At 42.4% G+C, this 11,253-nt stretch carries 12 protein-coding genes; 6 read left to right on the top strand and 6 right to left on the bottom strand.

The window, feature by feature from the left end; genetic code table 11:
- Positions 1-31: 31 nt before the first annotated feature.
- Positions 32-2,533, bottom strand: a complete 2,502-nt coding sequence (leuS, locus tag HMPREF2979_RS01280) for a leucine--tRNA ligase (protein WP_070654725.1) — start codon at positions 2,531-2,533, stop codon at positions 32-34.
- 193 nt (positions 2,534-2,726) lie between these two features.
- On the opposite strand from leuS, the gene HMPREF2979_RS01275 reads away from it, so the two are divergent.
- Both HMPREF2979_RS01275 and HMPREF2979_RS01270 read left to right on the top strand, forming a co-directional pair.
- Positions 2,727-3,494: a DeoR/GlpR family DNA-binding transcription regulator gene (locus HMPREF2979_RS01275; RefSeq protein WP_070654722.1), complete on the top strand. Its 768-nt coding sequence runs from the start codon at positions 2,727-2,729 to the stop codon at positions 3,492-3,494.
- A complete protein-coding gene (locus HMPREF2979_RS01270) occupies positions 3,487-4,296 on the top strand; it encodes a Cof-type HAD-IIB family hydrolase (protein WP_070654720.1) in 810 nt (269 codons plus the stop codon). Before HMPREF2979_RS01275 ends, HMPREF2979_RS01270 begins: the two co-directional genes overlap by 8 nt.
- Positions 4,297-4,427: 131 nt before the next feature.
- Here the strand turns inward: HMPREF2979_RS01270 and HMPREF2979_RS01265 are convergent, their stop codons facing one another.
- The 5 genes from HMPREF2979_RS01265 to pbp2a all read right to left on the bottom strand — a co-directional run bounded on the left by HMPREF2979_RS01265 (position 4,428) and on the right by pbp2a (position 8,499).
- Complete coding sequence (locus tag HMPREF2979_RS01265) at positions 4,428-4,916, bottom strand: phosphatase PAP2 family protein (protein WP_070654718.1); 489 nt, start codon at positions 4,914-4,916, stop codon at positions 4,428-4,430.
- A 129-nt stretch (positions 4,917-5,045) separates the two neighbouring features.
- Positions 5,046-5,585: a transcription termination/antitermination protein NusG gene (gene nusG / locus HMPREF2979_RS01260; protein WP_002883644.1), complete on the bottom strand. Its 540-nt coding sequence runs from the start codon at positions 5,583-5,585 to the stop codon at positions 5,046-5,048.
- Positions 5,586-5,785: 200 nt separating this feature from the next.
- Positions 5,786-5,962 (bottom strand): preprotein translocase subunit SecE, encoded by a 177-nt coding sequence (gene secE, locus HMPREF2979_RS01255; protein ID WP_002883656.1) that lies wholly within the window; start codon positions 5,960-5,962, stop codon positions 5,786-5,788.
- An 8-nt stretch (positions 5,963-5,970) separates the two neighbouring features.
- Complete coding sequence (gene rpmG, locus HMPREF2979_RS09985) at positions 5,971-6,123, bottom strand: 50S ribosomal protein L33 (protein WP_002886472.1); 153 nt, start codon at positions 6,121-6,123, stop codon at positions 5,971-5,973.
- A 48-nt stretch (positions 6,124-6,171) separates the two neighbouring features.
- Positions 6,172-8,499 carry a penicillin-binding protein PBP2A gene (pbp2a, locus tag HMPREF2979_RS01250; RefSeq protein ID WP_038675226.1) on the bottom strand — a complete coding sequence of 776 codons (2,328 nt, stop codon included), beginning with the start codon at positions 8,497-8,499 and terminating at the stop codon, positions 6,172-6,174.
- A gap of 65 nt (positions 8,500-8,564) precedes the next feature.
- Between pbp2a and HMPREF2979_RS01245 the strand changes: the two genes are divergently transcribed.
- The 4 genes from HMPREF2979_RS01245 (at position 8,565) to HMPREF2979_RS01235 (ending at position 11,191) form a co-directional block, all read left to right on the top strand.
- Positions 8,565-9,434, top strand: a complete 870-nt coding sequence (locus HMPREF2979_RS01245) for an RluA family pseudouridine synthase (protein ID WP_060972215.1) — start codon at positions 8,565-8,567, stop codon at positions 9,432-9,434.
- Between the two features lie 184 nt (positions 9,435-9,618).
- Positions 9,619-9,951 carry a TM2 domain-containing protein gene (locus HMPREF2979_RS01240; protein ID WP_013989998.1) on the top strand — a complete coding sequence of 111 codons (333 nt, stop codon included), beginning with the start codon at positions 9,619-9,621 and terminating at the stop codon, positions 9,949-9,951.
- Positions 9,951-10,256, top strand: coding sequence for a DUF2752 domain-containing protein (locus tag HMPREF2979_RS09980; RefSeq protein WP_073685728.1), 306 nt, complete (start codon positions 9,951-9,953; stop codon positions 10,254-10,256). Before HMPREF2979_RS01240 ends, HMPREF2979_RS09980 begins: the two co-directional genes overlap by 1 nt.
- An 89-nt stretch (positions 10,257-10,345) precedes the next feature.
- Positions 10,346-11,191, top strand: a complete 846-nt coding sequence (locus HMPREF2979_RS01235; RefSeq protein WP_060972216.1) for a superinfection immunity protein — start codon at positions 10,346-10,348, stop codon at positions 11,189-11,191.
- The last annotated feature ends 62 nt before the right edge of the window (positions 11,192-11,253 follow it).

Raw genomic sequence — 11,253 nt, 5'->3', positions numbered from 1 at the left:
CGTCACCCACTACAGTTGACAAGGAGCCTTTTTATTTAACAACAATATTAACGAGTTTATTAGGTACCGCAATCACTTTCACGATTTCCTTACCATCAATCTCTGCCTTGACTTTTTCATTAGCAAGAGCGACTTCTTGCAACTCTTCGCGTGAAAGGTCTTTCGCAACCATGAGTTTGGCACGAACTTTACCTTTGATTTGAACGACGATTTCGATTTCGTCTTCAACCAATTTGCTTTCATCCCATGTTGGCCAAGCTACATAAGAGATAGACTCACCTGTTTCTGCGACTGTTTGCCAGAGTTCTTCCGCCAAGTGAGGCGCAAATGGAGCGATCAATTGGATAAAGCCTTTGGCGTAATCCACATAGAGTTTATCTTCCTTGTTGGCAGCATTGACAAAGACCATGAGCTGAGCAATGGCTGTGTTGAATTTCATAGACTCGATTTGCTCAGTAACAGATTTAACAGTTTCGTTATAAACCTTGTCAAGAGCGCCATTGTTTTCCGCAACGATTTCTTTACTTGTAATCAAACGATAAACACGGTCAAGGAATTTACGGCTTCCTTCCAATCCTTCTTCAGACCAAGCGATTGAGGCATCAAGTGGTCCCATGAACATTTCATAGACACGAAGGGTATCAGCACCGTATTGTTCCACCACATCGTCTGGGTTGACAACGTTCTTGAGGGATTTAGACATCTTGGCTGGTGCTTGCTCCAATTCTTCTCCTGTTTCCACATGGAAGAATGAACCGTCACGTTTTTCAACCTTGTCAGTTGCCACAAGAGCTCCACGGTGATCACGGTAGCTTGTTCCCAAGATCATTCCTTGGTTAAAGAGTTTTTGGAATGGCTCTTTAGTAGGTACAACACCAAGGTCATAGAGGAATTTATGCCAGAAACGAGCGTAAAGCAAGTGGAGCACGGCGTGTTCTGCACCACCCACATAGATATCGACTGGCAACCATTGTTTGAGAAGGTCCTCGTCAGCCAATTTCTCTGTGTTGTGTGGATCGATATAGCGGAGGTAGTACCAGCTTGAACCTGCCCATTGTGGCATCGTATTCGTCTCACGACGACCTTTGACACCATCCTCACGAGTCACTTCAAGCCAGTCTGTCAAGTTAGCCAATGGGCTTTCACCAGTACCTGAAGGGCGGATGTCCTTGGTTACTGGCAAGACAAGTGGGAGTTCACTTTCTGGAACAGCTGTCGAAGTCCCATCTTCCCAATGAATGATTGGGATTGGTTCACCCCAGTAACGTTGACGGCTAAAGAGCCAGTCGCGAAGACGGTAAGTGATTTTTTCTTGACCAAAGCCTTTTTCTTCCAACCAAACCACGATTTTAGCAATCGCTTCTTCTTTGTTGAGACCGTTCAAGAAGTCAGAGTTGACGTGAAGGCCATCCTCTGTATAAGCAGCCTCTTCAACGTTCCCACCTTCCAACACTTCTACGATTGGAAGTCCAAACTGTTTAGCAAATTCCCAGTCACGCTCATCGTGGGCAGGTACAGCCATAACAGCACCTGTTCCATAGCTGGCAAGAACATAGTCAGCAATCCAGATTGGGATTTCTTTACCATTGACAGGGTTGACGGCATAAGCACCAGTCCAAACCCCTGTTTTTTCCTTAGCAAGGTCTGTACGGGCCAAGTCTGATTTAAGGCTGGCTTGATGTTTGTAGTCAGCTACAGCCTCAGCTTGTTCAGGTGTTGTGATAGCATCTACCAAGTCATGCTCAGGAGCCAAAACAGTGAAGGTCGCACCAAAAAGAGTATCTGGACGTGTCGTAAAGACTGTGAATTCCTTGTCTGTCCCTTTTACTTTGAAAGTGACATTGGCACCAGTTGATTTACCAATCCAGTTGCGTTGCATGTCCTTGATAGACTCTGGCCAGTCAAGGTCATCCAAGTCATTGAGCAAGCGCTCAGCATAGGCAGTGATTTTGAGCATCCATTGGCGCATTGGTTTGCGAACAACTGGATAGCCACCACGCTCAGATGTTCCATCTGGAAGAACTTCTTCGTTGGCGATAGCTGTTCCCAATTCTTCAACCCAGTTTACTGGCACTTCAGCTTCATAAGCCAAACCTTTTTCGTAAAGCTTGGTGAAGATCCATTGCGTCCACTTGTAGTAGTTCGGATCTGTCGTATTGACTTCACGGTCCCAGTCGTAAGAGAAGCCAAGCGCATTGATTTGGCGTTTGAAGTTGGCAATGTTTTCTGCTGTGAATTCTGCTGGGTCATTCCCTGTATCCATAGCGTATTGCTCTGCAGGCAAACCAAAGGCATCCCACCCCATTGGGTGAAGGACATTGTAACCTTGCGCACGTTTGAAACGGCTGAGGATATCAGTCGCTGTATAACCTTCTGGGTGTCCTACGTGAAGACCCGCTCCAGATGGATAAGGGAACATGTCAAGCGCATAAAACTTAGGTTTTGAGGCATCTGTTCCTGTCTTAAAAGTGTGATGGTCAGCCCAGTATTTTTGCCACTTAGGCTCGATTTCTTTATGATTGTAAAAACTCATGGTTTCTCTCCAATATTCGTAATGCTTCTATTATAGCATTTTTGAAGGATTTTTAAAGATGATAAGAGAACTTTAAGAGGCAAATTCGCCTGAGTCTATTTTGCACCTTTTTTCTTCTTTTTAAGTTTTTTTGCGCTTTTGTGTAACAAAAAAGCAAAAAGATGCTATACTAGTATCAGAAAGTAGGTGACTCATGTATCAGGAACAACGATTAGAGAAAATATTAACACTTTTGGAGGAGCGCGGAAACCTATCTGTTAAGGAAATGGTTGACGCATTAGGGGTTTCCAAAGACACTGTCAGAAGAGATTTCGACTGCCTCAGCCAGAGGAATCTGGCTCAGCGTACCCATGGTGGCATTCTTCCAGTTAAAAATACTACTGTTCTTGGCTTCCAGGAACGTCAGAAAGGACTCACTGAAGACAAGAAAAAAATGTCAGACCTAGCGCTTAGCTTGGTCAAAGACCAATCTCTCCTCTTCTTCGATGTCTCTACCCTGATGCTTGAAGTTTCACAAAAATTGACTAAGAGCGTCACTGTCTACTCCCACTCTTTGGACAATGCCTTGGTCCTAAGTGGCAAAGAAAGAATCGACTTTCATCTCTTGGGAGGAAGATTTTACAGCAAAAACCGCTTCTACTATTCGCTTCACGAAGCCCAGCTCTTGCAACATCTACAGTTTGACTTAGCCTTCTTCGGAGCGGCTAGTCTCAGTCAAGGAGTGGTCAGCTATGAAGATGAAGAGGACGTTGCTGTCAAACAACTAGCCATGCAAGCTGCTAGAACCAAGATTCTTATTGCTGAATCTGATAAATATGAAAAACATTCCAAATATATCTTGGGCAAGATTGAAGACTTTGACTACTGGATTACAGATAAAGAACCTGATCCTGATTTGGTCGAGTCTCTTAAAGATAAAGTAACGATTTTATACGATGGAAAGGATAGCGATTATGAGTAATATTCGTTTGATTATCAGTGACATTGATGGCACTATTCTCACTAGTAACCACCAGGTAGATGAGCAACTGATTGAGGTAATGCCAGAGCTTGAAAAGGCAAATATTCCCTTTGTTTTAGCTTCTGCCCGTTCGCCACTAGGGATGCAACCAATTGCTCATAAACTGGGACTTCATGACAATCCCATCGCTTGCTACAACGGCGCCTTAGTACTTGAGGGTGATCGTACTATCATCCAACACCCTGTGGATAAAGCTGAAATCCAAGACCTTCTTAACTACTTATCCACAGATTATCCAAGTGTCTCTGTGAATATCTACTCTGGCAAGGACTGGATCACCAACGAACTAGACAAATGGTCTCAGTTGGAAGGAAGTATCACGGGTGAATCTCCTATCATTAAGGAACTACAAAACACGGTCTCAGACTCAGAACCACCTATCCACAAGCTATTGTTGATTGATGATCCTGAAGTTATCCAGGACCTCCACCAAAAACTCCTAAGCATGGATTTTCCACAGACAGCCTTCTACTTATCCAAAGATAACTACCTTGAAGTCACAGCCAAACATGTTTCTAAAGAACACGCTCTCCTTGAAGTTGCCAAATATTATGACCTTCCTCTTGAACAAGTCATGACCATCGGAGATAACTTCAACGATAGTCCTATGCTAGCTCTAGCTGGCCTAGGAATTGCTATGGGCAATGCACCTGAAGGGGTTAAGGAAACAGCAAACTTAGTAACGGCTTCAAATGATGAGCATGGAGTCGCTCAAGCCATTACAGAACATGTCCTAAACTAAGCTAATATCTAATGGTGGGAACAGCCTTTAATTGCCAACTCGAATTTTAGAACAAAAGGAAAGGTGCCCTAGAGGTGCCTTTCCTTTTTCAACGAAAAAAGCCTTCCTCTCTCGAAGAAGACCCAAATTTTCTAAAGATAAAGAAGGAGACCTACAAGAATCCCAATGGCATAGCCTGCCAAAACATCACTAGGATAGTGAACACCACCTAGCACGCGCAAAAACGCTAGAGCCATCGCCAGAAAAAGCATGGCCCCACCTAGCCAGGGGTTAAGCGTCAGTGCCAACATAGCAATGACAGTCGCTGAGAAAACATGCCGACTGGGAAAGGACTTGCCCAGACTGTCCTTCTTAATAAGGGGTTGAATAGCCCAGGTCTGGTATGGACGTGGTCGGTTATAGAGGCTACGACCAAGAGAAAGAAGGAAAAGGCTTCCCCCCATAATAAGCACTGTCGTAGAGAGAACAAACCAACCATTCCTTAGCCAAACCCAAATAAGAAATATAGGAAAAAGCAGGTAAAAAGTCCTAGTTATAAGCTTGTTCAACCCTTCTAAAACCTTAGCGTAAGAACGCAAAGGAGCGCTAATCCTATCGTAAAATCGTTTGTAATTCATCATCATCCGTTAGAAAAAAGGGAGTGACACAGAACTAAATTTCAAAAATCTAGCTTCTAGCCTCTCCCCTCAAGTTTAATGAGATAGTCTTCCAAGGTTGAAGTCTCTTAGCCCAACCTCTTTTTGTCTATCTTAAAGTTCAGCGATTTGGTAAAGTTCAAGTTCAGCAGCTGTTTCTGAACCAAACATATTAATCATAATTTTAACCTTGTTGTTTTCAATTTCTACAACACGGCCTTCTTGACCCATAAAGGCACCATCGATGATTTGAACCACATCACCAACCTTGATATTAGTATCAAAAACATCAACTGTTTGACCCATTGAAATCAAGATTTGACGGATTTCTTCTTCCAAAAGTGGTGTTGGTTTAGAACGGTTACCGTGAGAACCAACGAAACCAGTAACGTTCGGAGTATTACGGACAACGAACCAGGCTTCGTCTGTCATTACCATCTCAACAAGAACGTAACCAGGGAAGCGGTTTTCTTCTACTTCTTTAACTTTACCGTTTTTCTCAACATTGACCGTTTGAGTTGGGATTTCAACACGCAAGATATTTTCAAGCATGTTATAAGTTTGGGCACGTTGCAAAAGGTTTTCTTTAACTTTGTTTTCGTATCCTGAATAGGTTTGAAGGACGAACCAGCCCTTGTCGAATGAATCTAGCATTTTAGGATTCCTTTCTTTTTTCTAAGTGACATTTAAACACCTTTGGCTAGCTATCTTCTAGCTTCGAGTGTTAAATGTCAATGAATGTCTGAGGTTTAATTCAAAGCGTAATAAAAAAGCCTGGTGGCCCTTCTTCTCGCTTTTATCTGCATTTATTATAACAAAAAAGAGCAGGCATTCCCACTCTTTTTGTGTTTTCTTTAGAAAAAGTTAATCAGTGCTGACATAGCGCGACTCAACAATTCATCAAACGCATAGATGATGACAGTGAAGAACGCGGTATACTCAAGAACTGAAATAAAATCGTGCCAGCGTTGTTTACGGTCTGGCCAAGTCGTGTCTTTCAAGACTTTGAAAATACTTCCAGTTTGTCTCACGGTGTCTCCTATCTTGTTTCCTTATGCAAGGTGTATTTTTTACAATGTTTACAAAATTTGTTAACTTCTAGTCGTGTTGGTTTGGGAGTGCTACTCACATTAATTGAGTAGTTTCGGCTCCCACATTCAGCACACGCTAGGCTTGCTTTTTTCTGTGCCATAACGCCTCCGTTCTTTTTATCTTACCACTTTTAAATGCAATTGACAAGCTATCTGAATAGACCTGAGAAGGAGTCTGTAATCTTATCCCAAAGGCTGCTTGCCTGATCTTTAACGTCATTCACAACGTCTGATGCCTTGTCTGTCCATGACTTGTTACTGCTATTGCGCGAGTCATTTGGATCTGCCGTATAGTCTAGTGTTTGACCATCAGCTGCATAGGCATTTTCAACGGTAAACTCAGTACCTGGTGTATTTGGCAAAACATCCGCAGCGATGTAGCTGAAAATCGTCGAAGCTGTTCCCGAGCTAGCCCCTGTTAGGTAGTGACTCTCGTCAGTCTTATCAAAACCGATCCAGGTCGTCATAACCACATCAGGAGTATAACCAATCACCCACTGGTCACTAGTCAAATCCTTGTTAAATTCAGCCTGAACAGTACCTGTCTTACCTGCCATAGTATAACCTGTGTAGTTGGCATTCACAGCAGAACCATTTGAGAAGGTACCAAGCATCATGCTGGTCATCTGGTTAGCTACTGACTGGCTGATAACACGTTTAGACTTCTTACTATGGGTAGCAATAATGTCACCACTGGCATTTTCAATTTTAGTGATGAAATAAGCCGTGTTCATCTCACCACCATTAGCAAAGGTCGCATAAGCCTGAGCCATTTGAAGAGGACTAGCTGTCACACCACCACCAAGTGAAATTCCCAGTTCTTCTGGAACATTGTCAAAGTTGAGACCGAATTTTTGACCGTAACTGATCCCTTTTTGAATACCGATTTGATTAAAGAGGTAAACTGCTGGGATATTGTAGGAGTTGGCCAAAGCTTGATACATGGGCACATCCTCTGTCTCAACACCACCGTAGTTGGTTGGGGTATAGCCATTATAGTCGATTGGTTTATTCGGAAGATCCTTATTGATGCTCCATCCTGAAGCCAGAGCTGGTGCATAGACCACTAAAGGTTTGATAGTTGAACCAGGACTACGCTTCCCTTGAGTTGCATAGTTAAAGTTACGGAAGGTTGTATCACTGGTACCACCTACACGACCTACCAGACCGCGGACAGCTCCAGTTGTTGGATCAAGTGCCACACTAGCTGACTGAGCTGTACTACCATCACTTTCTGATGTAGGGAAGAGATAGGTATTTTCGTAGGTTTGCTGCATGTTAGCTTGTGAGTTGGCATCCATCTCTGTGTAGATTTTGTAGCCATTTTTAACGATTTCATCCTCACTCAAGCCATAAGTTTTCGTAGCTTCTTCAATGACGGCATCAAAGTAAGACGGATACTTGTAGTCATCGCCAGTCCCTTGATAGGTATCATCCAGACGACTAGCCATATCAACTCCAGCCGCACTGTCGGCATCTGCCTGACTCAACTTCTTGTCATCAACCATATTGGCGAGGACAGTGTTTCTACGGTTGGTCGCATTTTTGATATTATCAATTGGGTTGTAAATTTCAGGTCCCTTAAGCATACCAGCGAGGGTCGCTGCTTCATCAACGGTTAGATTGGCAGCACTTGTCCCGAAGTATTTTTGACTAGCATCTTCAACACCCCAAACCCCATTGCCGAAGTAGGCATTATTGAGGTACATGGTAAGTATTTCTTGCTTGCTGTATTTCTTGGTTAATTCCAAAGAGAGGAAGAATTCCTTGGCCTTACGAGTGACTGTCTGTTCTTGTGTCAAGAAGGCATTTTTAGCCAACTGTTGGGTAATGGTCGAGCCACCACCAAAGCGTCCCATAGATACAATGGCCAAGAGGAATCGCTTGACGTTAACCCCGCTATTTTCATAGAAGGTACGGTCCTCAGTTGCAATAACAGCATTCTCCAGGCTATCACTAATGGCATCCAGCTCCACATAAGTCCCTTTTTGCCCTGACAAAGAACCAGCTTGATTGCCTTCTTTGTCATAGATAACCGTAGTTGCTTTCAAGGCATCTTGAAGATCTGAAACATTGGTCGTCTTGGCAATATAGAAAAGGTAGGAACCTACTGTCAGAACCAACATAGCTACCAAGATAAAGAGAATTTTACCAATATGATAACGACGCCAGAAACGACGAATAGGATTTCTTGGCGAAAGTGTAAACTTGCTCAAGAACGCCTGAACCTTACCTAAAGGTTGGGTCGTATCAATAGGTTTCTTTTGCTTAGAACGTTGATAACGTGACGTCTCTTGACTTTCCTGAGACATATCTAAGTCTTCAACGGCTTGTTCAACCTCATCAGGTTTCTTAGCAAAGAGTCCCTTTATCTTATTTTGTAAATTCTTCGATTTTTCAGCAGGCTGGGAATCCTTGCCCTTTCCGCTATTTTCTTCTTTAAAAAGTTTGTTTTTTAGATTATCAAAAAATGTCATAACCCTATTATACCAAGTTTTTACAGATTCTGTCCTCTTTTAAACGTTCATGATATAATGAAACCATGACTTTACACGTAGAAATTATCAATCCCTATCCTGTAACAACCGTCAAAGACTTGCTCGAAACTAAGCTCCTCATTCCTCGTAAGATTCGTCATTTCCTACGCACGAAAAAGCACGTCCTCATCAATGGAGAGACTATTAATTGGCAGAGTCCTGTTGAAAAAGGTGATAAGATTAGCCTGACCTTTGATACAGAGGACTACCCTGAAAAAATTATCCCTATGGGAAATGCCAGTTTAGTAGAACCTCTCTATGAAGATCAGCATCTCATCGTGGTCAATAAACCTGAAGGAATGAAAACACATGGTAATGAACCCACAGAAATTGCTCTACTTAACCATGTTTCGGCCTATTGTGGGCAAACCTGTTACGTCGTTCATCGACTAGACATGGAAACTAGTGGGGCTGTACTCTTCGCAAAAAATCCGTTTATCCTGCCAATTCTCAATAGACTCTTGGAAGATAAGAAGATTCAGCGTCAATACTGGGCTTTGGCTGAAGGTAAATTTCAGACCAAGGAGACTGTGTACAAAGACAAGATTGGACGCGACCGCCATGACCGTAGAAAACGAGTGGTTGATCCTAGAAAAGGGCAGGTTGCCTATACAACCATCACGCGCCTCAAAGCCTTCAAAGGAGCTAGTCTGGTCAACTGTCAACTAAAAACCGGTCGGACCCACCAAATTCGTGTGCATCTGGCCCACCATGGGCATGCCATTCTGGGGGACCCTCTTTATAGCCACCGCCCCGCATCTCGACTCATGCTCCACGCCCACACCCTTAGTTTCACCCATCCCTTAACACTCGACAAAATCACTGTTAAGGCGAGCTCAGACAGTTTTGAACAAGGGTTGAGAAATCACAAATAATAGAAGTAGGCTCATTCTCAAGCATAGTGCGAAAGGATTATCCTAATGATCCTCTAGTTATGACACAGTGGAAGCTTGCAAATAAGTTGCTTTTATTGACTTCAAAAGCCTTAACCGCCTTGAATCTCCCTTTACAATATGTTATCCTTTACATATCATTTAAAATTTGAGGGGTATTTAATTTATGAATCCAGTCGATCAATGGATAACCATTAACGCCAAGTATTTCCCAACAGAACAAGTTCAGTACATCCGTCAACGTCTTGAAGCACTTCCTGAGCAACAACTTTCAATGCTTTACTCAATCAGCTTCCAAGATCCAACAATGTTGTTGATTATTTCACTTCTAGGTGGGACTCTTGGAATTGACCGCTTTTTGTTAGGACAAATTGGTCTCGGTGTTGGTAAACTTTTGACGTGTGGTGGATGTGGTATCTGGTCAATTGTTGACTTATTCCTCATCATGGATGCTACTCGCCAATCAAACGCTCAAAAACTCTTTGCAGTTATTGGCTAATGAAAAACTATTTTACACGCTTGTGGGCCTACCACCAGCGTTTTTTTAGATTATATCTCTTAGTTTTAGTGGCAGTTTATGGAGTCTACCTTTTGCATCTTCCAACACCACTCAGTTTAATCCTAAGACCATTTGGCCTTAAAGCTTGGAGCACAGGCCTAACACGCGCTAGTGTTAGACTCTTACACCTAGATTGGCAAGGAGCCTGGGACTATAATCCACTGATATATCCTCTAGTGGTCTATGTCCTAACCTATTTCTTTCTCTTTCCCATCTTTAGTGATAAGAAGATTATAAGGAAATAAAGTAAAGACTCCCATTGCGATCCCCTTACACTATTGCTATAATTGTAATTATCAACATTTTTTAATCAAGATATCTGGAGGTTATACACATGAAGCAACAAGATTGGATCGATTTTTTCCAAGCAGTTAATGGTCGTAATCCAAGTATTCAAGAAATGGCTGAAGCAGCTCAGAAAGGCGAGTTTGTCCGAGAAACTCCCAAACAAACTGTCGAAGTAACAGAAACTGTCTCACAAAAAGAGACTGTAGAAACTAAGCAAGATTCAGAAGTTGTTGAACCAGCAGAATCTGCACCATCAACAGAAGTGGTAGAAACTGCCGAAAAAAATGTTGACAGCTATGATGTTGCTGAAGAGCCACTCACTAACTCTACAGCAGATGAAGAAGAGACTTTCCAAGCAACTAACCTAGCTCAAGAAAATCAATCAAAGACCTTCCAGGAACAAGTTAAACCTGTTGTAGAAAATGCCAGTCAGACTGTTAACCAATTTGCGAATCAAACTGGTGAAACTTTCCAACAAGCAAGCAAAAATCTAAATGATACTTGGAAGAAACAAGACAAGAAAACCCAAACAAACTTCATCATGTTAGCCGTCGCTTCCATCCCAGCTATCCTCTGGGCTCTTGGAATGATACTCTTGGGAATTGCCAGTGATGATCTTAGTGCCGGATTGATCACGGCTCTTCTCTCCGTCATCATTAATTTCCCCTTGGTAGTACTTCTTATATTACCAGCTCTTCTAAATAAAACAGATAAAAAATGGCCAATCTTTATCCTATCCTTTCTTCTAGGCTGGACATTCATCGGTTGGATCATCCTTCTTGCTGTTTCTATCAATACGAATAAGGAAGCAGAACGCATTAGACAACAACAAATGATGATGCAAATGGCAGGTCAACAAGGAAGTTCTGATACATTTAACCCTTTTCAGTAATTAACAACAAATAATTGAAAAAAAGAAAACCCAGAAAAAGTTTCTCGACTTTTCCTAGGTTT

The sequence above is a fragment of the Streptococcus sp. HMSC078H12 genome (genome assembly GCF_001814615.1).
In the GTDB taxonomy this organism is placed as follows: Bacteria; Bacillota; Bacilli; order Lactobacillales; family Streptococcaceae; genus Streptococcus; species Streptococcus salivarius_F.
Note: the sequence above shows the minus strand (reverse complement) of the source record. Positions and strands in the feature narration are given on the sequence as shown.